At 67.0% G+C, this 24,437-nt stretch carries 25 protein-coding genes, 1 tRNA gene and 1 pseudogene; 18 read left to right on the forward strand and 9 right to left on the reverse strand.

Going from position 1 to position 24,437, the window contains the following annotated elements:
• Positions 1–56 precede the first annotated feature (56 nt).
• Positions 57–1,139 (reverse strand): SPOR domain-containing protein, encoded by a 1,083-nt coding sequence (locus GTH33_RS09485; protein WP_163958193.1) that lies wholly within the window; start codon positions 1,137–1,139, stop codon positions 57–59.
• A 150-nt stretch (positions 1,140–1,289) separates the two neighbouring features.
• Between GTH33_RS09485 and GTH33_RS09490 the strand changes: the two genes are divergently transcribed.
• From GTH33_RS09490 to GTH33_RS09500, 3 genes are read left to right on the forward strand one after another with little or no spacing between them, the layout of a single operon-like run.
• Positions 1,290–2,012, forward strand: a complete 723-nt coding sequence (locus tag GTH33_RS09490) for a ParA family protein (RefSeq protein ID WP_163958194.1) — start codon at positions 1,290–1,292, stop codon at positions 2,010–2,012.
• Between the two features lie 2 nt (positions 2,013–2,014).
• Positions 2,015–2,539: a hypothetical protein gene (locus tag GTH33_RS09495; RefSeq protein WP_243848281.1), complete on the forward strand. Its 525-nt coding sequence runs from the start codon at positions 2,015–2,017 to the stop codon at positions 2,537–2,539.
• A gap of 25 nt (positions 2,540–2,564) precedes the next feature.
• On the forward strand, positions 2,565–3,899 hold the full coding sequence (locus tag GTH33_RS09500) for a tetratricopeptide repeat protein (RefSeq protein ID WP_163958195.1): 1,335 nt from the start codon (positions 2,565–2,567) through the stop codon (positions 3,897–3,899).
• Positions 3,900–3,904: 5 nt separating this feature from the next.
• Here the strand turns inward: GTH33_RS09500 and GTH33_RS09505 are convergent, their stop codons facing one another.
• The gene (locus GTH33_RS09505; RefSeq protein WP_163958196.1) at positions 3,905–5,128 is read right to left on the reverse strand and encodes an amidohydrolase family protein; all 1,224 of its coding nucleotides are present in this window, start codon (positions 5,126–5,128) and stop codon (positions 3,905–3,907) included.
• Entirely contained in the window at positions 5,125–6,108 is a 984-nt protein-coding gene (locus tag GTH33_RS09510; protein ID WP_163958197.1) for an aspartate carbamoyltransferase catalytic subunit, read from the reverse strand. Before GTH33_RS09510 ends, GTH33_RS09505 begins: the two co-directional genes overlap by 4 nt.
• A gap of 823 nt (positions 6,109–6,931) precedes the next feature.
• Here GTH33_RS09510 and GTH33_RS09515 point away from each other — a divergent pair.
• Positions 6,932–7,456: a hypothetical protein gene (locus tag GTH33_RS09515; RefSeq protein WP_163958198.1), complete on the forward strand. Its 525-nt coding sequence runs from the start codon at positions 6,932–6,934 to the stop codon at positions 7,454–7,456.
• Between the two features lie 354 nt (positions 7,457–7,810).
• Positions 7,811–8,494 (forward strand): hypothetical protein, encoded by a 684-nt coding sequence (locus GTH33_RS09520; protein WP_163958199.1) that lies wholly within the window; start codon positions 7,811–7,813, stop codon positions 8,492–8,494.
• Between the two features lie 352 nt (positions 8,495–8,846).
• On the opposite strand, the gene ruvX is transcribed toward GTH33_RS09520, so the two are convergent.
• Positions 8,847–9,308 carry a Holliday junction resolvase RuvX gene (gene ruvX, locus GTH33_RS09525; RefSeq protein ID WP_163958200.1) on the reverse strand — a complete coding sequence of 154 codons (462 nt, stop codon included), beginning with the start codon at positions 9,306–9,308 and terminating at the stop codon, positions 8,847–8,849.
• Entirely contained in the window at positions 9,305–10,414 is a 1,110-nt protein-coding gene (locus tag GTH33_RS09530; protein ID WP_163958201.1) for a DUF3089 domain-containing protein, read from the reverse strand. Before GTH33_RS09530 ends, ruvX begins: the two co-directional genes overlap by 4 nt.
• 108 nt (positions 10,415–10,522) lie before the next feature.
• On the opposite strand from GTH33_RS09530, the gene gatC reads away from it, so the two are divergent.
• The 5 genes and pseudogenes from gatC (at position 10,523) to GTH33_RS09555 (ending at position 14,958) form a co-directional block, all read left to right on the forward strand.
• Positions 10,523–10,825, forward strand: coding sequence for an Asp-tRNA(Asn)/Glu-tRNA(Gln) amidotransferase subunit GatC (gene gatC, locus GTH33_RS09535; protein ID WP_163958202.1), 303 nt, complete (start codon positions 10,523–10,525; stop codon positions 10,823–10,825).
• Positions 10,825–12,320 (forward strand): annotated as a pseudogene (gatA, locus tag GTH33_RS09540) (Asp-tRNA(Asn)/Glu-tRNA(Gln) amidotransferase subunit GatA). The gene gatC and the pseudogene gatA overlap by 1 nt, the downstream one beginning before the upstream one ends.
• A gap of 1 nt (position 12,321) precedes the next feature.
• A complete protein-coding gene (gene gatB, locus GTH33_RS09545) occupies positions 12,322–13,788 on the forward strand; it encodes an Asp-tRNA(Asn)/Glu-tRNA(Gln) amidotransferase subunit GatB (RefSeq protein ID WP_163958203.1) in 1,467 nt (488 codons plus the stop codon).
• Entirely contained in the window at positions 13,788–14,186 is a 399-nt protein-coding gene (locus GTH33_RS09550; RefSeq protein WP_163958204.1) for a GFA family protein, read from the forward strand. The genes gatB and GTH33_RS09550 overlap by 1 nt, the downstream gene beginning before the upstream one ends.
• Positions 14,187–14,376: 190 nt before the next feature.
• Positions 14,377–14,958, forward strand: coding sequence for a peptidylprolyl isomerase (locus tag GTH33_RS09555; RefSeq protein ID WP_163959853.1), 582 nt, complete (start codon positions 14,377–14,379; stop codon positions 14,956–14,958).
• A gap of 137 nt (positions 14,959–15,095) precedes the next feature.
• Here GTH33_RS09555 and GTH33_RS09560 read toward each other — a convergent pair whose 3' ends face one another.
• Together GTH33_RS09560 and GTH33_RS17870 are read right to left on the reverse strand one after the other, a co-directional pair.
• A complete protein-coding gene (locus GTH33_RS09560; protein WP_163958205.1) occupies positions 15,096–15,332 on the reverse strand; it encodes a hypothetical protein in 237 nt (78 codons plus the stop codon).
• A 2-nt stretch (positions 15,333–15,334) separates the two neighbouring features.
• Complete coding sequence (locus GTH33_RS17870) at positions 15,335–15,496, reverse strand: hypothetical protein (protein WP_166753122.1); 162 nt, start codon at positions 15,494–15,496, stop codon at positions 15,335–15,337.
• 111 nt (positions 15,497–15,607) lie between these two features.
• On the opposite strand from GTH33_RS17870, the gene GTH33_RS09565 reads away from it, so the two are divergent.
• The 8 genes from GTH33_RS09565 to GTH33_RS09600 all read left to right on the forward strand — a co-directional run bounded on the left by GTH33_RS09565 (position 15,608) and on the right by GTH33_RS09600 (position 23,486).
• A tRNA-Leu gene (locus tag GTH33_RS09565) sits at positions 15,608–15,692 on the forward strand.
• A gap of 73 nt (positions 15,693–15,765) precedes the next feature.
• Entirely contained in the window at positions 15,766–17,445 is a 1,680-nt protein-coding gene (gene tig, locus GTH33_RS09570; RefSeq protein WP_163958206.1) for a trigger factor, read from the forward strand.
• A 187-nt stretch (positions 17,446–17,632) separates the two neighbouring features.
• On the forward strand, positions 17,633–18,565 hold the full coding sequence (locus GTH33_RS09575; RefSeq protein WP_212592666.1) for a glycosyltransferase family 2 protein: 933 nt from the start codon (positions 17,633–17,635) through the stop codon (positions 18,563–18,565).
• Between the two features lie 55 nt (positions 18,566–18,620).
• On the forward strand, positions 18,621–19,310 hold the full coding sequence (locus GTH33_RS09580; protein ID WP_163958207.1) for an ATP-dependent Clp protease proteolytic subunit: 690 nt from the start codon (positions 18,621–18,623) through the stop codon (positions 19,308–19,310).
• 120 nt (positions 19,311–19,430) lie between these two features.
• Positions 19,431–20,702, forward strand: a complete 1,272-nt coding sequence (clpX, locus tag GTH33_RS09585; protein WP_163958208.1) for an ATP-dependent Clp protease ATP-binding subunit ClpX — start codon at positions 19,431–19,433, stop codon at positions 20,700–20,702.
• 262 nt (positions 20,703–20,964) lie between these two features.
• The gene (locus GTH33_RS09590; RefSeq protein ID WP_163958209.1) at positions 20,965–21,501 is read left to right on the forward strand and encodes a hypothetical protein; all 537 of its coding nucleotides are present in this window, start codon (positions 20,965–20,967) and stop codon (positions 21,499–21,501) included.
• A gap of 67 nt (positions 21,502–21,568) precedes the next feature.
• The gene (locus GTH33_RS09595; RefSeq protein WP_163958210.1) at positions 21,569–22,207 is read left to right on the forward strand and encodes a LysE family translocator; all 639 of its coding nucleotides are present in this window, start codon (positions 21,569–21,571) and stop codon (positions 22,205–22,207) included.
• A gap of 130 nt (positions 22,208–22,337) precedes the next feature.
• Positions 22,338–23,486 (forward strand): calcium:cation antiporter, encoded by a 1,149-nt coding sequence (locus GTH33_RS09600; protein WP_243848283.1) that lies wholly within the window; start codon positions 22,338–22,340, stop codon positions 23,484–23,486.
• A gap of 67 nt (positions 23,487–23,553) precedes the next feature.
• On the opposite strand, the gene GTH33_RS09605 is transcribed toward GTH33_RS09600, so the two are convergent.
• Positions 23,554–24,135: a methyltransferase family protein gene (locus GTH33_RS09605; protein ID WP_163958212.1), complete on the reverse strand. Its 582-nt coding sequence runs from the start codon at positions 24,133–24,135 to the stop codon at positions 23,554–23,556.
• Positions 24,132–24,362 carry a hypothetical protein gene (locus GTH33_RS09610; protein WP_163958213.1) on the reverse strand — a complete coding sequence of 77 codons (231 nt, stop codon included), beginning with the start codon at positions 24,360–24,362 and terminating at the stop codon, positions 24,132–24,134. Before GTH33_RS09610 ends, GTH33_RS09605 begins: the two co-directional genes overlap by 4 nt.
• Positions 24,363–24,437 lie beyond the last annotated feature (75 nt).

Below are 24,437 nucleotides of genomic sequence, written 5' to 3' on the forward strand. Positions count from 1 at the left end.
GAACGACGGGGGAGAAGGGTGCGGTCGGCGAAGCGATCGAGCGGCGGCGCGTGAGTTCAGGGCGCCACCACCACGCAGGATACGCCCGAGGCGCTGCACGCCTTTTGCGCCGCCACCTTGCTGGCGAAACCGCCCGCCTGCAAGCGAATGACGTTGCCGGCCTTTGCGTAGACCGGCTGAGCATTCCCGAGTTTGGCACGCACCCGCGACCATTGGGTCTGGGCATTCGCCTGCGTGCTGAAGGCGCCAAGCTGGATCTTCCACGTCCCGCCCGCAACGACGGGGGTCGGGCCGGCCGGGGCGGGGCGGGGCGGTGTCGGCCGCGAGTCATGCGCTGCGATACGATCGTTGACCGGGCGATCGGGCGAGGGCGCCGGTACGCGCTCCGGGCCGCCACGCGGCGGCTTCGTCGCGGACCCGGTGGCCGGGGGCAGCCGGGTCGGTCGCTGTTGCTCGGCAGGGGTGCGCGACGGTGGGACTGCGCCCTCGCTCGTCCCCGCCCGACGCGGACCGCCGGAATCGATCGCCATCATGCCGCCGCGGCTGCCCTGGGCGGGGCTGCTGCGCAGGTCGGTCGCGTAACGCTGCGCCAATGCCGTGCCGCGCTCCCGATCCGCAGGGGTGATGTACTGGTCCATCTGCGCCAGCGTTTCGGACGCCGACTTCAGGCCGGCCTGCGATGCCAGCGTCATCAGCGCATAGGCGCGGGGATAATCGCGCGGCACGCCATCGCCGTTGAACAGCATCGTGCCGAGGACCAACTGGCCGCGCGGTTCGCCGTGCTGCACCGATTTTTCCAGCCAGGGGGCGGCTTCGGCCTTGCGACCGGCCTGGAACAGCGCGAGGCCGTAATTGTCCACGGCCTGTTGATGGCCCTGCAGTGCCGCCTTGCGAAACCAGCTTTCCGCCAGCGCCGGATCGAGCGGCACGCCGCGGCCGAGCTTGTACGCCTGACCCAGGTTGAATTGCGCATCGGCGTCGCCCGCGACCGCCGGACCGCGCCATTGCGCGACCGCTGCATTGAAGTCGCCGCGACCCCAGGCATCGACGCCCGCCTTGACGTTCTGCGCCGCCGCCGGCGCGGCCCCCGCAAGGCTCGCCGCGAGCATCGCGCCCGCGATCCAACCGGTGTTACGCATGCCTGTCACCCTCTTAACCGTTCCGGCCGCATCATGCCCCGGAGCGCGACCGAGGCAAAGCTCCATCGCATGTGCGGCACCATTAACCGCTTCTTAGCGCAGGTCTGGCAGGTCTGCTGCAGGAATAGCGGCAATTTTTTAAGGGGGCCTATGCGCGTTCTCGCGATGGCATCGCAAAAGGGTGGATCGGGCAAGACGACCTTGTCCGGGCATCTGGCCGTGCAGGCACAACTGGCGGGGCATGGGCCGGTGGTGCTGATCGACATCGATCCGCAAGGGTCGCTGTCGGAATGGTGGAACGAGCGCACGGCGGAATATCCCGCCTTCGCCCAGACCACCGTCGCGCGGTTGCAGGCGGACCTGGAGGTGCTGCGCCAGCAGGGCTTCAAGCTGGCGATGATCGATACGCCCCCCGCCATCACCATGGCGATCCAGAGCGTCATCAACGTCTCCGAGCTCGTCGTCGTGCCGACGCGGCCGTCGCCGCACGATCTGCGCGCGGTCGGCGCCACCGTCGACCTGTGCGATCGCGCCGGCAAGCCGCTGATCTTCGTCGTCAACGCGGCGACGCCAAAGGCGCGGATCACCAGCGATGCGGCCGTCGCGCTATCGCAGCATGGCACGGTCGCGCCGATCACCATCCACCAGCGCACCGATTTCGCCGCGTCGATGATCGACGGGCGGACGGTGATGGAGGTCGACCCCAACAGCAAGTCGGCCGGCGAGGTCGCGCAATTGTGGACGTATATCGCCGACCGGCTCGAAAAGAACTTTCGACGCACCGTCTTCAGCGTGCCGACTGTCTCCGGCGGGCCCGGCTTCGGCCAGCGGCCGGCGGCGAGCGGCTTCGGCCGCCGCGTGGTGGGGGGGTGAACATGTTCGGATCGTCCAAGCCGATGGCGTCGCTGTCGTCGGGCCTGCTCGCCCGCAAGGGACAGGCGCGGCCGGCGATGCGCAGCCAGGGATTCGGTGGCTTCGGCCATGGCACGCAAGGCGCCGACGACCTCGGCTGGAACGACATGGGGACGAGCGCGGCACCGGCCGAGCCGGCCGCCGCCGCGCCGGTCGCGCCGGCGGAACCGGTCGTCCACAGCGGTCCGGTGCCGACCGTGCTGGTGCAGCGCGAATTGCTCGCCGCGCAGATCGAATCGCCCGAGGCGACAAAATCCGTGTCGGTCGCCACCGCGACGCGCATTCGTCGCGAGACGCAGCATGCCGGCAAGGCAGCCTTTACCTTGCGGGTCGATGCCGACCGTCACCTGCGGTTGCGCCTGGCATCCGCCATCACCAACCGGTCCGCACAGGACCTCGTCACCGAAGCGCTCGATGCGCTGCTCGGCGCCGTGCCGGAGGTGGAGGCGCTCGTCGCGCAACTGCCGCCCGCCAAGGCCGGCCGGTGACCGACCGAACCTGGGGGACGACCCGATGACACCACGCTTGATCCTGACCTTCGGCATGTCCGCGCTGGTGCTTGGCGGCACCGTTGTGGGCTGCACCGGGACTGCCGACCGCATCGCCTCGGCAAGCGATCGCAGCGCGGCGCAATCCGACAAGGCCGCCGCCCGCGATGCCGACAAGGCGGCGCGGGCGCTCGCCAAGCGCGACCTGCCCACGGCGGTGCGCATGGCGGAGGGCGCCGTGGCGCTGGCGCCGCGCGATGCGGGCTATCGCATGCTGCTGGGGCAGAGCTATCTGCAGGCGGGGCGCTTCACCTCGGCGCGCGACACGTTCGCCGACGTGCTGCAATTGTACCCCGCCAACGGCAAGGCCGCGCTGAACCTGGCGCTGACCCAGATCGCCACCGGCGACTGGTCGGCCGCGCAGACGACGCTGAACGCCAATGCGGCGGCGATCCCGGTCGGCGACCTGGGGCTCGCCACCGCGCTTGCCGGCAATCCCGCCAAGGCGATCGACATGCTCAACGCCGCGGCGCGGGCGCCCGGTGCGACCGCCAAGGTGCGGCAGAACCTGGCGCTGAGCTATGCGCTGGCGGGGCAGTGGAGCATGGCGCGGGTCGCGGCGGCGGCGGACATGTCGGCCGCCGACCTCGACGCGCGGCTGGAGCAATGGGCGGCGTTCGCGCAGCCCAAGGCGGCGTCCGATCAGGTCGCCTCGCTGCTCGGCGTGACGCCGGTCGCCGATGGCGGACGCCCGGTGGCGCTGGCGCTCAACGCCGCGGTGCCGGTGACGCCGGTGCAGGAGGCCCCCGTCCGGACGGCCGCCGCCGAGGCGGTCGCGGCGCCGACCCCGGTCGAGACACCGGAGGCGCAGTTCGCCAAGGTGGAACTGGCCAAGGCGGAACTGTCCAAGGTGACGTTCGGACCGCGCAACGCGGTGGTGCAGCCGCTGCCGGCGGTATTGATCCGTGCCGACGCGACGCCGACCAAGCTCGCCCTCGCCCGGCCTGCGGCAGGGCATGTCGTGCAGGCGGTGCCTGCCGCCAAGCCGTTCGTGCGGACCACCGGCGGCGACTGGTACGTCCAGATCGGCGCGTTCAGCAACGTCGCGGTCGCCAAATCGGGGTGGAACAGCGCGACGCGGCGTTTCGCCGCTTTGTCCGGCCACCAGCCGACGGGCACCATGGTCGCCGTCGCGCAGAAGTCGCTGTATCGCCTGTCGGTCGGGGGCTTCAGCCGCGACCAGGCGGACCAGATGTGCCGGGCCTACCGCGCCAAGGGCGGCGCGTGTTTCGTGCGCCGCGAGGCGGGTGACCGGATGGCGCAATGGCTGCGCACGCCGGTGCAGATGGCGTCGCGCTGAGCGGTTCACACGACTTCGCGCCCCCCCTTCCATAGCCGCAGAACGCGGCCCTGAACGGGCAGGCCGTCGAAGGGGGTGTTACCTTCCGACCCGACGAATGCCGTGCCGTCGATCTGCCATGGCGTATCGGCATCGAACAGCATCAGGTCCGCCGGCCGGCCGGGTTCCAGCGTGCCGGTGTCGAGGCCGAGCACCCGCGCCGGGTTGACGGACAGCATGGCGAGCAGCCGCTCCAGCGGCAGCACGCCGTCGCGGACCAGCATCAGGCCGAGCGGCAGCAGCGTTTCCGCGCCCGCCATACCCGCCGCCGAATCGACGAACGGCAGGCGCTTTTCCTCGGGGCCATGCGGGTCGTGGCCGGAATGCAACACGTCGATCGTGCCGTCCTTCACCGCCGCCAATGCCGCCTGCCGGTCGCCTTCGCCGCGTAGCGGCGGCGAGAGGTGGGCATAGGTGCGAAAATCGCTCATCGCGATATCGGACAGGTGCAGGTGCGCGGGCGTGATGCCGCAGGTGACGCGGACGCCGCGGCGCCTGGCGGCCCGGATCAGGTCGAAGGCGGCGGCGGTGGTTGCCTGGCGGATATGCAGCCGCGCGCCGGTTTCCTCGGCCAGCATCAGGTCGCGCGCCACCGCGAGAGCCTCGGCGACGGCGGGCGCACCGGGAAGGCCGAGGCGGGTCGCCGTCTCGCCATCCGTGGTCACTGCGCCGGCGGTGAGCCCGCCATCCTCGGCATGGGCGATGACGGCGATGTCGAGGTCGCGGGCGTAGGCGAGCACGCGCAGCATGACGCCGCTGTCGGCGATCCAGTGCCGCCCGGTGCCGACCGCCTTTGCCCCGGCGGACGCGCAGATCGCCATTTCGGCCATGTCCTGCCCCGCCAGCCCGCGGGTGGCGGCGGCGATCGGATGGATCCACAGGTCGGGCTTGCCGATCAGCGCGGCGCGCTGGACCATGCCGGGGTCGTCGAGCACGCGCGCGCCATCGGGCATCAGTGCGACGCGGACGATGCCGCCGGCGCGGAAGGCGGCACGATCGATCCTGAACACGCCGAGATCGACGATCGCCGGTGCCAGCGTCCTGCCGGCGCAATCGATCGTCGCGGCGTCGGGCGGGATATCGACGATGCCGGACGCGACGATCACGCCGTCGCGGACGAGCAGATCGCCGGACGTCACGCCGCCGGCCGGGCAGGCGAGGCGGGCGTTGCGGAAGGCGACGACGCTCATGCCCAGCCCTCCACGCCGCGCGCCCGCCGGGTCAGCACGTCCAGGCACGCCATGCGCACCGCCACGCCCATCTCCACCTGTTCGGTGATCGCCGACTGCGGCCCGTCGGCGACGCTCGAATCGATTTCGACCCCGCGGTTCATCGGGCCGGGGTGCATCACCAGCGCATCCGGCAGCTTGGCGAGGCGTTCCGGCGTCAGGCCGTAGCGCATCCGGTATTCGCGGCTGGAGGGGATATAGCCGCCCGCCATCCGTTCGTTCTGCACGCGCAGCATCATTACCACGTCGGCGCCGACCAACGCCTGGTCGAAATCGCTGAACGGGGTCACCCCCATCCGCTCGATCGCGGCGGGCATCAGCGTGCCGGGGGCGCACACCCGCACCTCTGCGGCAAGGGCGGTGAGCGCGAGGATGTTCGACCGGGCGACGCGGCTGTGCAGCACGTCGCCGCAGATCACCACGCGTTGCCCCGCGATCGACCCCTTGCGCCGGCGGATGGTCAGCGCGTCGAGCAGCGCCTGCGTCGGATGTTCGTGGCGACCATCGCCCGCGTTCAGCACCGGGCAGTCGACCTTGTCGGCGATCAGCCGCACCGCGCCGCTGGCCATGTGGCGGATGACGATCACGTCGGCGCGCATCGCGTTCAACGTCTGCGCGGTGTCGATCAGCGTCTCGCCCTTCTTCACGCTGGACGTGGCGGCATGCATGTTGACGACGTCGGCGCCGAGCCGTTTTCCCGCGATCTCGAAGCTCAGCAGCGTGCGCGTGCTGTTTTCGAAGAAGGCGTTGATCTGTGTCAGGCCGGCGAGGCGCTTGTCGGGCGCGGCGTGGCTGCGATTGGCGTCGACCCACGCCTCCGCCTCGTCGAGCAGGAACGCGATCTCGTGCGGCTGGAGCCCGTCGATCCCGGTGAGGTGCCGGTGCGGGAAGACGGCGCCACCCTGGATCAGGGTGGCGGGGCGGTGATCTGAAGGCTGCATCAGGCGCGGGGAGTAGCGCCGCGGGGGAACCGGGGCAAGCTGGCGGCGCCGTGTGGGGCAGGGGGCGAGTCGGGACCCGAGTCGGGGGGGCGGAAGTTGCCGAAGTTGACGGTACGTCCCGTCCGGAATCCCCTTCCGCACCGAACCGTCGCGGGCGGGGAGCGAGCGGGCGGCGTGGATGCGCATGCGGCGGCGATGGCAGATGCTGGGCGTGTAGGACAGCGGATCTTTGCCGGACGAGCCTTAACCCGTGGTCCCGACGGGGCGGCGGTTGGGCCGGCTCGGCTGGTCGCGCCTGTTGCCGGATGCTCGGCTAGACGCCCTGCGGACTCGAGGGCAGCCATTCGCCGAGTGCGATCATCTCGCTGTCTCCAGTTTCGGGGGCATTTCGCGAAGGGGCGATCAGCAACGGCTTTCGGGACACGGATACCCCGAACGCCCGTCGGCAGGATCAGGAGGGTAGTCGAACACTGAAGTGACAAACAATCTATCTGTGCATCCCTCCAATCCATATCTCTGGAATCAGGGGGAATTTAGTAAATCACAAAATTTGCTTCAAATTTGAAAAGCCAGGATCGTTATCCGGCGCAAGGTCTGAATCGATTTCGGTCAGGCGCCGATTTCAAAATCTGGCGGATAATGGTGCGCTCAAAGTTTGTACTAGACCTCAATTGCGCAGAATCGGATACGAATTTGTTGAGCGTGATAAGATAAATAATGAATCCAACAACCTGGAGCAAATCGCGCGCGTATCGAGCCTACAAGAAATAATAAAACCAATATTGACTCAAGTTATAACTTGATATGATAGTGTGAGGCAAATATGGAGATTGAGCGCATGCCAGCCATGATAGCGTTAGCAATTTTGTTTGCTGTCCCGGGAGCGCCTTATCCAGCGGGGAGCAATGCGAAGGATCAGGAAGCGCATTACCAGGAATTATGGGCGGAGAAAATTTCACCGTTTTCCGAGCGGCGAAAAGTGGGACAGTGGCGTATCCCGGTGTTCAGCGAACTTCATCAGGCGATCGGCGCGAGGAAGTCCAAACCGTCGGACCTCGCAAAAGAGCGCTCGATCCGTCGCGCGTTCATGGTGTCGGGACTAGATCGGATTACATTAGATCACCTTCGCATATCATGCCGCATGGAACTTTGCGAATATGTCATGATATTCAGCGCTCGTTTATCCGGTAATCAGCGCAATCAGGCTTTGGATGCGATCAATAAAGGTGTGCAAGCTTCGTGTCCGACAAGTCGCTGTCAAGCTGCAGCAATTGTCGGTGGCAATGGATCGAAAGGAAGATTGTCAACGTTAGGCTATTTAATACCAATGGATTCCGGATTTATCTGAAAAGGATATTCTGTATGAAGGCGGTAATGTATTTCCTGCTGATCATGTCATCGGCTGGCGCTCACGCCCAGATATATGACGACGACTGTAAATATTGCGCGCGACAGCCTACATCTGGATATTATTTTGGGTGTGAGCAGTGGCGGCAGAGCAGATCGTATCAGCGTTCCGGTCCTTACAAATATTGTGAAAATGGGCCCGTGACGCAGGATCGGTATGGCTACATCAGTAGAGACTGTATTGGGTTTATTAGCTGTGGAATGCGCTACAGCAAAAACATGAAATCCAATTATATTTATGTAAATATGTCAAATTCTTGCAAGAATGCACTTCGGATAGCTCAGAGCAAGGCGTATGGCGTATAATGCGGGAGTATCGATCTTGAAAAGTCCTGCTTTCCAAATTGCCGTCATATGTATTTTAGGTGCCATCGCTATTGGAGCGATCCTTCTGGTGCGAGAAACGAACTCCTCGTCGTCCGGGACGGCGATACCGGTCGTTAGCGGGTCTATGGCGAGGAGCGTTGGATCGCAGCAGATGCTGTCGGGGTTGCCCGCCGCAACTCATTCTTCCGAAGCCGGTGCGATGGGCTCGCAACCGAAAAGCGACCGCGATCTGGTCGCTGACGACATCGAGCCGATTCTCAGAAATTCGCCTAATCTGAGAAGTCTGCACGCGAAGTTGATAGGTCAGGGTCGCGACGATGCATGGGCCAAGCCGTCGGAAGACATGATAGGCAAGGTCTATGACGATGTGTCGCTTAATGGAAAGGCCGGTAGAATTGCCTCCGTCAGCTGCGGCACCACGTTGTGCGAAGTTTCAGGCGCCATAGATGGTAAGCGCGGCGAGGGCGACGCGTTTCGTAGCAATCTTTCGAAACCGGAGCTGGCCGCCGATATGTGGGCGAAAGGCTATCGCAACATGGGCGAAGGCTATGCCAAAGGTCGTGACGGGAACGAGGCCTTCGTCACATATTACCAGCGAGAGACCCCTACAAAGGCCGAGGTGGGGCGGTCGCCTTCGAACGAGAAAAACTAGCGCGGATCGACATTCAGCCTTCTACCTCTCCGGCGGAGGGCGGGGCGCAGTTGGGGCGGTCTGGTGATGAGGCGCATCCCGGCGTCACAGCGGCCATCCCAGCTGGGCCCCGGCCTTCGCCGGGGAAGCAAGCTCATTCAAATGCCATCTCGCTGTTGAATGTCGATCCGGCCTCATGGCCTGCTACGATGTCGCGATCAGGGCGCGTCAGTTGCCGGGAGTGTGAGGGTCTGCATCGCATCGGCCCGGTCGAATTCCGATGTTGCCGGCGCGAACGCACGAGGTGCTGGACGCCAAGATCGTGGGGGCGGGTAAACAGTTCGAAGCCAGGCGCTTCGATATACGATGCGCCCTACACCATCACCAGTGCGTCGATCGCGGCCTGCAGGATGTGCGCCGCGGCGAGATTGTCGATCCGTTCCGCGCGTTTGGCGCGGCTCATGTCCTGTTCGATCATCGTGCGTTCGACCGCGACGGTGGACCAGCGTTCGTCCCACAGCAGGATGGGGAGGCCGATGTCCTGACAGTTCCTGGCGAAGGCGCGGGTGGACTGGCTGCGCGGGCTTTCGCTGCCGTCGAGGTTGAGCGGCAGGCCGAGGACCCAGCCGCGGACGTGTTGCGCGGTCGTCAGGGCGACCAGTGCCGCCTTGTCCTGTGTGAACTTGCTGCGGCGGATCAAGGCGGCCGGGCTGGCGAAGCTCCACCCGGCGTCGCACAATGCGGTGCCGATCGTCTTGCTGCCGAGATCGAGGCCGAGCAGGCGGCCGCCGGCGGGCAGGGCGTCGCGGAAGACGGCGCGGTCGAGGGTGATCACCTGGCCGCCCCATAGGCTGCCAGCCGGCGGAGCGCGTCAGCGCGGACGTTGGCCCAGAACAGGCTGTAATCGTAGACGTGGTAATTGTTGCCCGGCAGCACGTAGCTGCCGACGTCGGGCGCTTCGCCGATTAGCAGGAAGCCGCGATCGCCGCAGCGGGCCGGTACCTTGCCCGGTGCGATGGTGGCGGTGGACAGGTCCGCGGACGGATAGAGCGTACCCTGGTTGGCGCTGGCGGGGGCGGCGGCGCCCGGCGTGCCGGTCAGCGGATTGGTGCAGACCATCGGGGTGTCCCGGCGGCTGCGGCCGTCGAACCCCTGCGTCCGGTCGTAGAGGTCGGTGATCATGCTGGTGTCGGCAGGCTCGGCGAAGCTTTCCCACGACAGCAGGCAGCGTGGCTGATCGGGGCGCGCGCATTGCGGCAGGCCGAGTGCGGCAAGGTCGGTGGTCGCCGATACCGGCCAGCCGACGACATAGGCGGCGACGACGCGCCGGGCGATCGGCTTGCCGGCGACCTGTTCGCGCAGCAGGCGGGTGAGATGGAGCGCGCCCTGGCTGTGCCCCGCAAGGATGATCGGACGCCGGGGATCGACCTGTTGCACGAAGGCGGCGAAGGCGGCGGCGACGTCGCCATAGGCCAGATCGAGCGCGCGGTTGGCGTCGGCGACGCTGGTCAGGAACGCACCGAAGGTCGCCTGGCGATAGCGCGGCGCCCAGACGTCGCCCGCGGCGTTGAACGCGCTCGCCTGGCCGCGCAGGAAGATGGCGGCGCGGGCGTTGGTCTCGGCATCGTCCAGCGCCGCGTTCCAGTGATCGCGGCCGATGTACGAGGTCGGGTGGATGAAGAAGACGGCGGCTTTCGGCTTAGCCTCCGGCGCATAGCCGGCGGGGGTCCAGAGCGCGGGGTTGGCGGGAATGTCGGGACGGGCGATCCACATCGCCTTGTCGGCATAGATCCGGGGATCGACGCGGGCCTGTGCCCGGAACGTTTCCGACGGGACCAGCGCCATGCGCAGGATTTCGACGCCGTACAACCGATAGGCGAGGGCGCCGGCGATCACGAGCGCGATCAGGAACGCGAACACGTAGAGGAATTTGCGGGCCAAGGCGTCCAGTTTCCGAAGCGGGCAGGAGAGCGGCCCTGATGGACGAGGGGCGTCGAACTGGCAACACGCGGTTGCACTGGGGGAGCCGCCTCTGCTAGCCGCGGCATCATGTCCGTAGACACCGCCACCGTGAAGAAGGTCGCCGCGCTCGCCCGCATCGCGATCACCGACGAGGACGCCGCGCGCCTCGCCCCCGAACTCAGCAACATCCTCGGCTGGATCGAGCAACTGGGCGAGGTGGACACCGCCGGTGTCGAGCCGATGACCGCGGTCATCCCCAACCAGTTGCGGCTGCGCGACGACGTGGTGAACGCCGATCCGCTGACCGGCGGCGGCATCCGCGACGCGCTGATGGCCAATGCACCCGAGGCCGAACATGGCTTCTTTACCGTTCCCAAGGTGATCGAATAATGGCCGACCTGACCGATCTGGGCATCGCCGGCATCCGCGACGGCGTGCGCGCCGGGTCCTTTTCCGCGGTCGAGGTCGCCGACGCCTTCGTGGTGAAGGTGGCCAAGGCCAAGCCGCTCAACGCCTTTCTGGTGGAGACGCCCGATCATGCGCTGGCCGCGGCGCGCGCCGCCGATGCCGCACGCGCGGCGGGCGAGACGCTGAAGCCGCTCGCCGGCGTGCCGATCGGGATGAAGGACCTGTTCTGCACCAAGGGGGTGGCGACGACCGCCGCGAGCCACATCCTGGAAGGGTTCGTGCCGACGTACGAATCGAGCGTGTCGCAGAACCTGTGGAACGCCGGCGCGGGCATGCTGGGCAAGCTCAACATGGACCAGTTCGCGATGGGATCGTCGAACGAGACGAGCGCGTTCGGCAACGTCGTGTCGCCATGGCGCAAGCCGGGCAGCGACGCGCCGCTGGCCCCCGGTGGATCGTCGGGCGGCAGCTCGTCTGCGGTCGCCGCGGGGCTGTGCCCAGGCGCGACCGGCACCGATACCGGCGGTTCGATCCGCCAGCCGGCCGCCTTTACCGGGATCAGCGGGATCAAGCCGACCTATGGCCGCTGTTCGCGCTGGGGGACGATCGCCTTCGCCTCGTCGCTGGACCAGGCGGGGCCGATGGCGCGCGACGTGCGCGACTGCGCGATCATGCTGGAGGCGATGGCGGGCTTCGATGCGAAGGACGCGACGTCGCTGAAGCTCGACGTGCCGCGCTGGGAGCATGGGCTGTCGCCGAGCCTTGCGGGCAAGCGCGTCGGCATACCCCGGGAATATCGCGTCGACGGCATGCCCGAGGAGATCGAGGCGCTGTGGCAGGCCGGCATCGACTGGATGAAGGATGCGGGCGCCGAGATCGTCGAGGTGTCGCTGCCGCACACGCGATACGCGCTGCCGGCCTATTACATTATCGCGCCGGCGGAAGCGTCGTCCAACCTCGCGCGGTATGACGGCGTGCGCTACGGCCTGCGCGACCTGCCCGCCAAGGAATCCGGGGGGGCGCGGGGTTGCAGGAGATGTATGCCGCGACCCGTGCCGACGGTTTCGGGGCGGAGGTGAAGCGCCGGATCATGATCGGCACCTATGTGCTGTCGGCGGGCTTCTACGACGCTTATTATACGCAGGCGCAGAAAGTCCGGGCGCTGATCGCGCGCGATTTCGAGCTGGCGTTCCGGGCGTGCGACGTGCTGCTGACCCCGACGGCTCCGTCGGCGGCGTTCGCGCTGGGCAGCAAGTCGGCCGATCCGCTGGCGATGTACCTCAACGACGTGTTCACCGTGCCATCGAGCCTCGCGGGCCTGCCGGCGATGAGCGTGCCGGGCGGGCTCGACAAGGACGGGCTGCCGCTGGGGTTGCAGATCATCGGCAAGGCGCTGGACGAACAGGGCGTGCTGAACGCGGGCCTGGCGATCGAAGAACGCGCGGGCTTCGTCGCCCGTCCGCAGGCGTGGTGGTAATATGAGCGACTATCGTATCCAGGGTGCCACCGGCGAGTGGGAGGTCGTGATCGGCCTCGAAGTGCATGCCCAGGTGACGTCGAACGCCAAGCTCTTCTCCGGCGCGGCGACCGCATTCGGGGCGGAGCCGAACACGCAGGTCAGCCTGGTCGATGCGGCGATGCCGGGGATGCTGCCGGTGCCGAACATGGAATGCATCCGCCAGGCGGTGCGCACCGGCATGGCGATCGACGCGCAGATCAACCGCTGGTCGCGGTTCGACCGCAAGAATTATTTCTATGCCGATCTGCCGCAGGGCTATCAGATCAGCCAGCTGTACCATCCGCTGGTCGGTGAAGGGGCGATCGAGATCAGCCCCGACGACAAGAACCCCGACGCGACCAAGACGATCGGGGTCGAGCGCATCCATGTCGAGCAGGATGCGGGCAAGCTGATGCACGACCAGCATCCGACGCGCTCCTATGTCGACCTCAACCGGTCGGGCGTCGCGCTGATGGAGATCGTCAGCCGGCCGGACATGCGCTCGCCCGCGGAGGCAGGGGCCTATCTGCGCAAGCTGCGCGCGATCCTGCGCTATGTCGGGTCGTGCGACGGCAACATGGAAGAGGGATCGATGCGTGCCGACGTCAACGTCAGCGTGCGCAAGCCCGGCGACGAGCTGGGCACCCGGACCGAGACGAAGAACGTCAATTCCGTCCGTTTCGTGATGGCGGCGATCGAATATGAGGCGAAGCGACAGGTCGAGGTGCTGGAGGACGGTGGCCGCATCGTCCAGGAAACGCGGCTGTTCAACGTCGAGAGCGGCACGACGCGATCGATGCGGTCGAAGGAAGACGCGCACGATTACCGCTACTTCCCGGACCCCGACCTGCTGCCGCTGGAGCTGGAGGATGCCTTCCTCGAGGATTGCCGTGCGAGCCTGCCCGAATTGCCGGACGCCAAGCGCAAGCGCTACGAGAGTCTCGGCATTTCCGCCTATCAGGCGGACGTGCTGACCGCGGAGGTCGAGGCGGCGCGCTGGTTCGATACCCTGCTGGAGGCGGGCGCGAAGCCGGTCGCGGCGGCGAACTGGACGACGTCGGAGCTGTTCGGGGCGCTCAACCGCACCGGTCGCGACATCGCCACATCGCCGGTGTCGCCGACGCAGGCGGCGGAATTGCTGGCGCTGGTCGCGGACGGCACGCTGTCGGGCAGCCTCGCCAAGCAGGTGTTCGAGGTGATGCTGGAAACGGGCGATGCGCCGGCGAAGATCGTCGAGGATCGCGGGCTGAAGCAGACCAGCGATACCGGTGCGATCGAGGCGGTGATCGCAGAGGTGCTGGACAAGAACCCCAACCAGCTGGCGCAATATCGCGGCGGCAAGGAAACGCTGTTCGGCTTCTTCGTCGGCCAGACGATGAAGGCGATGGGCGGCAAGGCGAATCCGGCGGTGGTCAACGAACTGCTGAAGAAGGCGCTGGCCGACTGATGCGCGAACGGATCGCCCGGTGCCGGTGCGGGCAATTGTCCGCCACCTGCAAGGGCGATCCGGTGCGCGTATCGGTGTGCCACTGCCGATCGTGCCAGCGGCGTACCGGCGGCCCCTTCTCGGCACAGGCGCGGTTTCCTGCCGGCGATGTCGTCGTAAGCGGCGAGTATCGCGTATGGGAGCGTATCGCCGACAGCGGACGGTGTGCCTGGTATCGCTGGTGTCCAGAGTGCGGCGCGACGGTGGCCTACGCGAACGAGGGCGCGGACGATTTCATCGCTATTCCGATAGGTGCCTTTGCCGACGATGACCTTCCACGTCCTACCGCTTCGATCTTCGAGGGCCGAAAGCAGCCGTGGCTAGCGATTGTAGGCGACGGGATCGGCCATATCGATTGACCCGGGTTCTTGCCGATGCGCACGCCCGATCTCGTCGTCACCCCGGACTTGTTCCGGGGTCCACCGCGGCGCATACCCTGTCGCCGGTGAGTTCGCGGCTCCGTGGACCCCGGAACAAGTCCGGGGTGACGAAGCGCATGGGTTTGGCGTGGAGAGACTCACGATGAAGGCGGCCTGGTTTTTTGCGTTGATGTTGACGGCGGGTCCGGCGGCGGCGCAGGTCGCGCCCACGGCCCCGCTTCCCCGCGTGGCGCTGGACACGACCGCCGGGCGGATCGTGATCGAGGCGGATACGCTGCACGCCCCGATCACCGCGGGCAATTTCCTGAAATATGTCGATGGCAAGCGGCTGGACGGCGTCGTCTTCTATCGCGCGGTGAAGGTCGCGGACCGGTTCGGCTTCGTGCAATTCGGGACCAATGGCGATCCGAAGCGGGCGCTGCCGCCGATCCGGCACGAGCCGACGACGCAGACGGGCCTGCACCATACCGATGGCGTCATTTCGGTGGCGCGGTTTGCGCCGGGAACGGCGACCGGCGATTTTACGATCAGCGTCGGCGATCAGAGCCCGGCGCTTGACGCCGATCCTGCGAAGCCGGGCGACAATGCGGGCTATGCAGCGTTCGGGCGCGTGGTGGAGGGGATGGATGCGATCGTCACCATCCTCGATGCGCCGGTATCGCCGACGGCGACGGTGCGGGGATCGTTCAAGGGCGAGGTGCCGGTGACGGCGGTGAAGGTGCTGACGGCGCGGCGGGTGGTCGTGCAATAGCGCCGCGCGCGCGACGTCTGCGATCGTAGCGGGGAAGCGCATCGCCGTGTCGGGGGCAGATTCCGGCTGGCAATCGTTCCGCAATGACAAGGGCGGCCCCTTGCGGGACCGCCCTCATTACACGAATCATCGCTGCCCTATTGCTGGGTCAGGTCCTGGTTCTTCACCTCGCCGCCGGTGCCGCTGTTGCCGTCGAATTCGCCGGTATCGGTGAAGCGTACCGGTTCGCTGCCGCCTTCGCCGCGGGCGACGGCGTCGGCACGGGCCTCTACGGCCTGCTGGATGTCGGGGCGTTCGTCGTCACGCACCGCGTCGGGAGCGGCGTCCGGCGCGTCGTCCGGGATCGCATCGACGTTGGGATCGGTGTCGGCCATCGTCAGATCTCCGCCGGCTGCGCGGTGCCGGGGTCGCCGGCGGGCATGCCGGGCGAGGGCACGTCGATGTCGGGGGCCGGCGTCGTCACCTCGGGCGGCGGGCTGTCGGGCTGCACCGGCTGGGGCGTGGGGGCGGGTGTTTCGGGCGGGGGTTGCGTGGCCATGATGGACTCTCCTTCATGGCGCTCAACGCCTCGAATCCACCGCGGTTGCCTCTTTGCTTGCTAGACGGCGCCACGCTGGTATAGACGCGCGCCCAACGGCGGGTCCTTCGTGCGGGCGTGGCGGAATTGGTAGACGCAGCAGGTTTAGGTCCTGCCATCGCAAGATGTGGGGGTTCGAGTCCCTTCGCCCGCACCAGTCCCGCCGGTTCCATGGCGGGGCGGCAGCCTTAAAGAATTTACGTCAGATTTCTCAAGATTGAAGGCCGGATATGCAGACTGTCGAGACGTTGAACGAGGGCCTGAAGCGCGCCTACACGCTGACCATCACCGCCAAGGATGTCGATGCCAAGGTCGATGCCGAAGTGAAGCGCGTCGCGCCGCAGGTGAAGATGCCCGGCTTCCGCCCCGGCAAGGTGCCGGCGAACCTGGTGCGCAAGATGCACGGTGAATCGCTTGCCGCCGACGCGCTCAACACCGCGATCCAGCAGGGCGTCCAGCAGCTGCTCGCCGACCATGCCCTGCGTCCCGCGATGCAGCCTTCGGTCGCGCTGAACGATGATTACGCACCGGGCAAGGATGCGGTCGTCACCGTCGAGCTGGAAGTGCTGCCGACCGTGCCAGCCCCGGCGATCGACGCGCTGAAGCTGGAGCGCCTGACGGTGCCGGTCGCCGACGCGCTGGTCGACGAGCAGCTGCAGAAGTTCGCCGACCAGTCGAAGAAGTGGAACGACGCCGACGACAAGGCCGCCGAGATGGGCGACCTCGTCACCGTCGATTTCGTCGGCAAGACCAGCGATGGCGTCGCCTTCGATGGCGGCACCGGGACCGATATGGGCGTCGAGCTCGGCTCGGGCCGGCTGATCCCGGGGTTCGAAGACCAGCTCGTCGGCGTGAAGACCGGCGAGGAGAAGACGCTGAACGTCACCTTCCCCGAGGATTACGGCGCCAAGGACCTCGCCGGGCAGCCCGCGACGTTCGACATCACCGTCAAGAAGATCCAGGTCGCCGGCGAAAGCGCGATCGACGAGGATCTGGCCAAGAACCTGGGCCTCGAAAGCCTGGAGCAGCTGCGCGGCCTCATCAAGGGGCAGATCGAGCAGGAGCATAACGGCCTGACGCGCACCCATATGAAGCGCAAGCTGCTCGACCAGCTGGCCGAGGGGCATGATTTCGAAGTGCCGCCGTCGATGGTGGAGGCGGAATTCGCGCAGATCTGGCAGCAGCTGGAGCATGAGGCGACCCACGAGGAAGATCCCGCCGCGGCGCTGGCCGAGATGGAATCGGAGCGCGACGATTACCGCAAGATCGCCGAGCGCCGCGTGCGCCTGGGCCTCCTGCTGTCCGAGATCGGTCAGGCCAACGGCGTCGAGGTCAGCCAGCAGGAAATGAACCGCCTGATCGCGCAGGCCGCGCAGCAGTATCGCGGCGAGGACCAGCAGCGCTTCATCCAGTACGTCCAGCAGGAGCCGATGGCGGCCGCCCAGCTGCGCGCGCCGCTGTACGAGGACAAGGTCGTCGACTTCCTGTTCGAGAAGGCCGACGTGACCGATCGCGACGCGACCCGCGAGGAGCTGGAAGCCGCGATCGAGAGCGAGGACGGTTTCGCGACCGGCACGCACAGCCACGACCACGACAACCACAAGCCGCGCGCCAAGAAGGCGAAGGCCGAGGGTGCCGCTGGCGAGGCCAAGCCCAAGAAGGCTGCGGCCAAGAAGCCGGTCGCGCAGGACGACAATGCCGGTGCCGAGGTCGAGCCGGCGGAAGCTCCGGCCGACGAGGCGCCCGCCAAGAAGCCGCGCGCCAAGAAGGCCGCTGCGCCGGTCGAGGCAGAGACGCAGGTGACCGAATCGTCGCCGGTCGCGGCCGAGGCGGCCGAGGGCACCGAAGCCGCCGACGCGCCCGCGAAGAAGCCGCGCGCGAAGAAGGCGGCGGCGAAGACCGAAGGCTGAATGTGATCGGGGGAGGGGTTCGATACCCTTCCCCCATAGCCGTCATCCCCGCGCAGGCGGGGATCCAGACGCGCGGGTTTCCCGAAGTATCGGGACGGTAGCGTTTATGGATCCCCGCCTGCGCGGGGATGACGTATCCGGGATAGGGCGGCGTGTCTGTCGCAGCCAAGGGAAGGCGCTAGAGACAGTGACGCAGCCGACCATCGCCGTCCTGCTACCCTGCTACAACGAAGCCGCGGCGATCGCGCAGACCGTGGCGGGCTTTCGCGCCGCGCTGCCGGATGCGACCATCTATGTCTACGACAACAATTCGACCGATGCGACGATCGCCGTCGCGCGCGACGCCGGCGCCGTGGTCCGCAGCGAGCGCATCCAGGGCAAGGGCAATGTCGTGCGCCGGATGTTCGCGGACATCGATGCCGACGTTTATGTGATGGCGGACGGCGATGCGACCTATGATGCCGCATCCGCCCCCGCCCTGGTCGCGCGGCTGCTGGGCGAGCAATGCGACATGATCGTCGGCAGCCGGGTCAGCCAGGTGCAGGAAAGCTATCGCCGCGGCCACCGGTTCGGCAATGCGGTACTGACCGGCATGCTGGCGCGGCTGTTCGGGCGCAGCTTCACCGATATCCTGTCCGGCTATCGCGTCTTTTCCCGCCGCTTCGTCAAGAGCTTCCCGTCGCTGTCGTCGGGGTTCGAGATCGAGACCGAGATCAGCGTCCACGCGCTCGAACTGAAGATGCCCTGCGCCGAGGTGGAAACGCCCTATTATGCGCGGCCGGAGGGGTCCGCATCGAAGCTCAGCACTTATGGCGACGGCTTTCGCATCCTCGGCACGATCCTGACGCTGTATCGGATCGAACGGCCGCTGCTGTTCTTCGGCGCGATCGGCGTGCTGTTCGCCGCGCTGGGGGTCGTGCTCGGCGTGCCGCTGGCGCTCACCTATATGCAGACGCATCTGGTGCCGCGCTTCCCCACCGCCATCCTCATCACCGGCCTGATGATCATCGCCGCGCTGTGCGTCTTTGCCGGGCTGATCCTCGATACCGTGGTGCGGGGGCGGCGCGAAGTGCGGCGGCTGGCCTATCTGGCGCATCCGGCACCGGCCAGCGGGGCTTGAAGTCGCTCACGAGAGCGCCGATGTTGGCGGCTCTGAGGGCATAAGAGAGATTTCCATGCACAATCCGTTCGAGACCGGCGACTTCATGAGCCCGATCGCCCACGCCGGCCTTGGCTTGCAGCAGACGCAAGCGGGTCTGGTGCCGATCGTCATCGAACAGTCGAACCGCGGCGAGCGTTCCTTCGACATCTTCAGCCGCCTGCTGCGCGAGCGCATCATCTTCGTCACCGGCGGGGTGGAGGACGGCATGGCCAGCCTCATCACCGCGCAGCTGCTCTTCCTCGAGTCCGAGAACCCGAAGAAGGACATCTTCATGTACATCAACTCGCCGGGCGGCGTCGTCACGGCGGGCATGGCGATCCACGACACCATGCAGTACATCCGGCCGCGCGTCGGCACGGTGTGCATCGGCCAGGCGGCATCGATGGGCAGCTTTCTGCTGGCATCGGGCGAGCCGGGCATGCGCGTGGCGCTGACCAACGCACGGATCATGATCCACCAGCCGTCGGGCGGCGCGCAGGGCATGGCGTCCGACATCGAGATCCAGGCGAAGGAAATCCTGCGCATCCGGGCGCGGATGAACCAGCTGTATGCGCAGTACACCGGACAGCCGATCGAGGAGATCGAGCGTCGCATGGACCGCGATACGTTCCTGGAAGCCAACGAGGCCAAGGACTTCGGCCTGGTCGACGAGGTGTTCGACAAGCGTCCCGCACCGACCGAGGACGTCGCCAGGGCGGCGTAAGGGCGCGGAGACGCGCCGGATCGTTCCATTAGGGACGTTTGGGCGTTGTGGTTTGCGTAATGGCCGGGCTACCATACCCGGCCTCACCAGCGGGTCCGATCCCGCGACAAGGAAGTGTGAATGACGAAATTGAGCGGTGGCGACTCGAAGAGCACCCTCTACTGCTCGTTCTGCGGCAAGTCGCAGCACGAGGTGCGCAAGCTCATCGCAGGACCGACCGTGTTCATCTGCGACGAGTGCGTCGAGCTGTGCAACGACATCATCCGCGAGGAGACGAAGTCGGCGCTGGTCAGCAAGAAGGACGGCGGCGTGCCGACCCCGCAGGAAATCTGCGACGTGCTCGACGATTACGTCATCGGCCAGAAGCAGGCCAAGCGCGTGCTGTCGGTGGCGGTGCACAACCATTACAAGCGGTTGAACCATGGCGCCAAGGGTGCCGACGTCGAGCTTGCCAAGTCGAACATCCTGCTCGTCGGTCCGACGGGCTGCGGCAAGACGCTGTTGGCGCAGACGCTGGCGCGTATCCTCGACGTGCCGTTCACCATGGCCGATGCGACGACGCTGACTGAAGCGGGCTATGTCGGCGAGGATGTCGAGAACATCATCCTGAAGCTGCTTCAGGCGTCCGATTATAATGTCGAGCGAGCGCAGCGCGGCATCGTCTACATCGACGAGATCGACAAGATCAGCCGCAAGGCCGAAAACCCGTCGATCACCCGCGACGTGTCGGGCGAGGGCGTGCAGCAGGCGCTGCTCAAGCTGATGGAAGGCACCACCGCCAGCGTGCCGCCGCAGGGCGGGCGCAAGCATCCGCAGCAGGAATTCCTGCAGGTCGACACGACGAACATCCTGTTCATCTGCGGCGGTGCGTTCTCGGGTCTCGAAAAGATCATCGGCGACCGCTTGCAGGGCAAGTCGATCGGCTTCGGCGCCTATGTGGCGGCGCCCGAAGAGCGTCGGACCGGCGAGATGCTGCGCCAGACCGAGCCGGAAGATCTGTTGAAGTTCGGCCTGATCCCCGAATTCGTCGGACGTCTGCCGGTGATCGCGACGCTCGAAGACCTCGACATCGATGCGCTGGTGAAGATCTTGAAGGAGCCGAAGAACGCGCTGGTGAAGCAATACCAGAAGCTGTTCGAGATGGAATCGGTCGACCTTGGCTTCACCGACGAGGCGTTGGTCGCGGTCGCCAAGAAGGGCATCGAGCGCAAGACGGGCGCGCGCGGCCTCCGCTCGATTCTGGAGGCGATCCTGCTCGACACCATGTTCGACCTGCCGGGCATGGACGGCGTCGACGAGGTGATGATCGACAAGGATGTGATCGAAGGCCGGAAGGAACCGATCCGCGTCTATGCCGAGAAGAAGAAGGACGGCGCGGGCGCTGCCGCCTGACCGGCCGGGTCGATATGAAACACCAGGGGGCGTCGCGCGAGCGGCGCCCTTTTTGGTGTGCGCTGCTGCCCCTCCGTTCCGTCGCAGCGACGAGGCAAGGGATCGATCGCCGGGACGCGGTCATCCCGCCCCGCGCATGTCCCCGGGTCGCGAGGGTCGCGGAAGATGACGGGATGCGGCGGTATCGAAGCGGCCACCCGTTTGTCTCACCCGACGTTAATACCGGCCGGGCCAGGACCGGCCGACAACCGACAGGACGACGATGGCAGCGACGAGGATCGAACCGGCACCGGTAATTAGTTCGGGATGGCAAGGGGGCAGGGGACCGCTCGCCATCCTGCCGCTCCCGCTGTTCCGCGACACGCGACCCTGGTTGGCGATCCTGCTCGGCTGGGTGTTGACGATCGTCGGGAGCACCATGCTCAGCTATGTCATCGCGTGGCTGGCGCCCGACAACGCCGGTCCCGAGCTGGGCGATACCTCGGCGCCGGTGAAGCTGTTCCTGATCGCAGGCTTCAGCCCGGTGGTCGAGACGCTCATCATGGCCGCCATCCTCGCGATCCTGCTGCGCCTGCTCGCCGGATGGCAGGCGGTGATTGCCAGCGCGGCGATCTGGGGCGTATTGCACAGCCTCGCCTCGCCGTGGTGGGGCGCGGTGATCTGGTGGCCGTTCCTGATCTTCTCGACCCTGTACGTCACCTGGCGGCCGCATGGCTTCTGGAAGGCGGTCGGTATCGTCATCGCCGTCCACGTGCTGCAGAACCTGTTCCCGGCGCTGCTGATCGTCCTGCGCGGCTGAGCCGCACCATGTCACCGCCACATTGCCGCGGCATGGTGCCGTCGTCGTTCGCGCCGGGAGTGTCGTGATGTCCATGCATAGCTGGTGGCTGTTCGTCGCCGCGATCTTCCTGCTGTGCGGCACGCCGGGGCCGAACATGCTCCACGTCCTGTCGCGCAGCGTCGATTTCGGCGTGCGGCGGAGCGTGGCGGCGATGGCGGGATGCCTGTCGGCGCTGGTCCTGGTGCTGACCGCATCCGCCGCGGGGCTGACCACCGTGCTGCTGGCGGTGCCCGGCGCCTTCGACGTCCTGCGCTATGGCGGGGTGGCGTACCTGCTGTACCTCGGGATCAAGGCCTGGCGCCATGGCGGCGCCGCGGTCGATGGCGGCGAGATGCCGGCGCCGAGCCGCTTTGCCGCACTGACGCCGGCGCAATTGTTCCGCAGCGGTTTCCTGATCAGCGTCAGCAACCCCAAGCTGATCCTGTTCGCCGCGGCGTTCCTGCCGCAATTCGTCGATCGCGACATGCCGCAGGCCCCGCAGTTCGCGATCCTGGTCGCGACGTTCGCGGTCGTCGAGAGCATCTGGTATGCGATCTACGCCATCGGCGGCCGGTCGCTGTCCCGATATCTCGTCCGGCCGACGCTGCGGCGTACGTTCGATCGCATCACGGGCGGCATCTTCATCGTGTTCGGTCTGGCGTTGCTGCGGATAAAGCCGGCCTGAGCCGGCCTTTCATCGCGATCGATCGGGCCTTGCGAGCCGTTGCGATCACGCGCCGCTATGTGACGAAAGGTAAACCGCGGGGGCCAGGTCCCGCCCGCCGCGGACCTTTCCGCCGACGCAAGCATTGGCCTTGCGTAACGACATCCGGGGGACCGACATGGCCGCAGCCGCGCACGACGACATGACCGCCGATCGACCGGCAAAGGGCTGGTTCGGCCTGCCGCCGTGGACGATTCTGTTCCCGGCGCTGGGGATCCCTGCGGTGTTGCTGTCGGTCTATGCGATGGGGACGATCGGGACGATCGTCGCCGCGCTGATCCTGATTGGATCGGTCGTCGCCGCCGTCCATCACGCGGAGGTCGTCGCGCACCGTGTCGGCGAACCGTTCGGGACGCTGGTGCTGGCCGTCGCGGTGACGGTGATCGAGGTGTCGCTGATCGTCTCGCTGATGCTGTCCGGATCGGGCGACGTCGCGGCGCTGGCGCGCGACACCGTGTTCGCCGCGATCATGATCATCCTCAACTTTATCATCGGCGTGTGCCTGCTGACCGGCGGGCTGAAGCACGGCGAACAGCGTTTCACGTTGCGCGGGATCAGCGCCGCGCTGGCGACGTTGGCGGCGCTGGTCGTGCTGGCGCTGATCCTGCCCAATTACACGACCAGCGGGGCGGGGTCGACCTATGCGCCATCACAGCTGATCTTCGTCGCGGTCGTCAGCCTCGTCCTCTACGGCACGTTCGTGCTGGTGCAGACGGTGCGTCACCGCGATTACTTCCTGCCGGCGGGCGACGTCGAGCCGGAAGCGCATGCCGCCCCGCCGAGCGACCGGACCGCGTGGACATCGTTCGGCATCCTGCTCGTCGCGCTGGTCGTCGTCGTGATGCTCGCCAAGGGCCTGTCGGTCCGGGTCGAGGAGGCGATCCTCGCCGCCGGCCTGCCGCTGGCGATCGTCGGTGTGGTGATCGCCGCGCTCGTGCTCGCACCCGAAAGCCTCGCGGCCTATAACGCGGCGCGGCGCGACCGATTGCAGACCAGCCTCAACCTCGCGCTCGGATCGGCACTGGCGACGATCGGACTGACCATTCCGGCGGTGGCGATCGTCAGCCTGATGCTCGGCCTGCCGCTGGCGCTGGGGATCGGGGCGAAGGGCATGACCCTGCTCGCGCTGTCGTTGTTCGTCACGACGATCTCGCTCGGCACCGGGCGGACGACGGTGCTGCAAGGTGTCGTCCACCTGGTGATATTCGCCGCATATCTGTTCACCACGGTCATTCCGTGAGCGTGCGGCCGGTTCGTCGGCGCATCCTTCGGGGAAGGACGTCAGCGGTCGGGATCGTGACGACCGGTCAAAACACGCTGGGCAGAAAGCGTTTCACCCGTCCGGCATAATCCTCGTACGCCACGCCGAACGCCGCGTGCAGCAGTCGCTCTTCGATGCGCACGCGCAGCCACGTTCCCAGCCCGTAGAGGGGCAGCGCGATCAGCAGCCGCGGCAGCCGCCCGGTCGCCACGGCGGCGGCGACGACCACCAGCGCCAGTGCGGTGTAGATCGGGTGCCGGATGTGCGCGAACGGTCCGCGCGTCACCAGCTGATGGTCGCTGCGGACCCGTGCGACGAGGCTCCAGTTGTGCCCCATCGCTGCGGTAGACCAGAGGAACAGCGCCAGCGCGACGGCAAACAGCAGGGCGGTGACGATCGCTGCGCCGATCGCCGCGGTGCCGAGCGGATCGAGCGTCACCCGGACCTGTCCCCACATCACCGTGAAGACCGCCGCTCCTTGCAGCGCGATCCCGTTCGTCGACATCGCATCGCGCCTGGCGGCGACCTCACGCGGGCGGCGCCAGCGTGCCGCGACCAGGGCGATGGCGAACAGCAGCAGACCGGTGGCGAGTGCCGCGATGCCCGGCAGGCCGGCGGCCCCGCTCATCGCGCCCGCTGCCGGCTGGCGAGCCACAGTCCGGCGGCGATCTGCGCCACCGCATATAGCCGCCGCCGTCCCGGCCGATCCACGAACGGCGCCACCACCGCCTCGGTGCCGAGCGCATCGCGTTTCCACAGGTCGACGTGCCGGCGTGGCTGGGCGAGGCCGATCAGCCCATCGCCGACCATGAAGATCGCCGCCATCTCGGCGCCGCGGGCGAACCAGGGGGTCATGCGGTCACGCTCCTCCAGAGTGGTGTCGTCATTCCGATGCGTTCGTCACCCCGGACTGGTTCCGGGGTGACGGGG

The organism is Sphingomonas insulae (genome assembly GCF_010450875.1).
Classification (GTDB): Bacteria; Pseudomonadota; Alphaproteobacteria; order Sphingomonadales; family Sphingomonadaceae; genus Sphingomonas; species Sphingomonas insulae.

Excerpts from the sequence above, each read along its gene's own strand:
- GTH33_RS09485 (WP_163958193.1), bottom strand. The coding sequence starts at position 1,139 with ATGCGTAACACCGGTTGGATCGCGGGCGCGATGCTCGCGGCGAGCCTT.
- GTH33_RS09605 (WP_163958212.1), bottom strand. The coding sequence starts at position 24,135 with ATGAGCGGGGCCGCCGGCCTGCCGGGCATCGCGGCACTCGCCACCGGT.
- tig (WP_163958206.1), top strand. The coding sequence starts at position 15,766 with ATGCAGACTGTCGAGACGTTGAACGAGGGCCTGAAGCGCGCCTACACG.
- gatC (WP_163958202.1), top strand. The coding sequence starts at position 10,523 with ATGTCCGTAGACACCGCCACCGTGAAGAAGGTCGCCGCGCTCGCCCGC.
- GTH33_RS09500 (WP_163958195.1), top strand. The coding sequence starts at position 2,565 with ATGACACCACGCTTGATCCTGACCTTCGGCATGTCCGCGCTGGTGCTT.
- GTH33_RS09590 (WP_163958209.1), top strand. The coding sequence starts at position 20,965 with ATGGCAGCGACGAGGATCGAACCGGCACCGGTAATTAGTTCGGGATGG.
- GTH33_RS09490 (WP_163958194.1), top strand. The coding sequence starts at position 1,290 with ATGCGCGTTCTCGCGATGGCATCGCAAAAGGGTGGATCGGGCAAGACG.
- GTH33_RS09580 (WP_163958207.1), top strand. The coding sequence starts at position 18,621 with ATGCACAATCCGTTCGAGACCGGCGACTTCATGAGCCCGATCGCCCAC.
- GTH33_RS09495 (WP_243848281.1), top strand. The coding sequence starts at position 2,015 with ATGTTCGGATCGTCCAAGCCGATGGCGTCGCTGTCGTCGGGCCTGCTC.
- gatB (WP_163958203.1), top strand. The coding sequence starts at position 12,322 with ATGAGCGACTATCGTATCCAGGGTGCCACCGGCGAGTGGGAGGTCGTG.
- GTH33_RS09610 (WP_163958213.1), bottom strand. The coding sequence starts at position 24,362 with ATGACCCCCTGGTTCGCCCGCGGCGCCGAGATGGCGGCGATCTTCATG.
- GTH33_RS17870 (WP_166753122.1), bottom strand. The coding sequence starts at position 15,496 with ATGGCCACGCAACCCCCGCCCGAAACACCCGCCCCCACGCCCCAGCCG.
- GTH33_RS09520 (WP_163958199.1), top strand. The coding sequence starts at position 7,811 with ATGGCGTATAATGCGGGAGTATCGATCTTGAAAAGTCCTGCTTTCCAA.
- GTH33_RS09515 (WP_163958198.1), top strand. The coding sequence starts at position 6,932 with ATGGAGATTGAGCGCATGCCAGCCATGATAGCGTTAGCAATTTTGTTT.
- GTH33_RS09550 (WP_163958204.1), top strand. The coding sequence starts at position 13,788 with ATGCGCGAACGGATCGCCCGGTGCCGGTGCGGGCAATTGTCCGCCACC.
- GTH33_RS09595 (WP_163958210.1), top strand. The coding sequence starts at position 21,569 with ATGTCCATGCATAGCTGGTGGCTGTTCGTCGCCGCGATCTTCCTGCTG.
- GTH33_RS09505 (WP_163958196.1), bottom strand. The coding sequence starts at position 5,128 with ATGAGCGTCGTCGCCTTCCGCAACGCCCGCCTCGCCTGCCCGGCCGGC.
- GTH33_RS09555 (WP_163959853.1), top strand. The coding sequence starts at position 14,377 with ATGTTGACGGCGGGTCCGGCGGCGGCGCAGGTCGCGCCCACGGCCCCG.
- clpX (WP_163958208.1), top strand. The coding sequence starts at position 19,431 with ATGACGAAATTGAGCGGTGGCGACTCGAAGAGCACCCTCTACTGCTCG.
- GTH33_RS09560 (WP_163958205.1), bottom strand. The coding sequence starts at position 15,332 with ATGGCCGACACCGATCCCAACGTCGATGCGATCCCGGACGACGCGCCG.
- GTH33_RS09510 (WP_163958197.1), bottom strand. The coding sequence starts at position 6,108 with ATGCAGCCTTCAGATCACCGCCCCGCCACCCTGATCCAGGGTGGCGCC.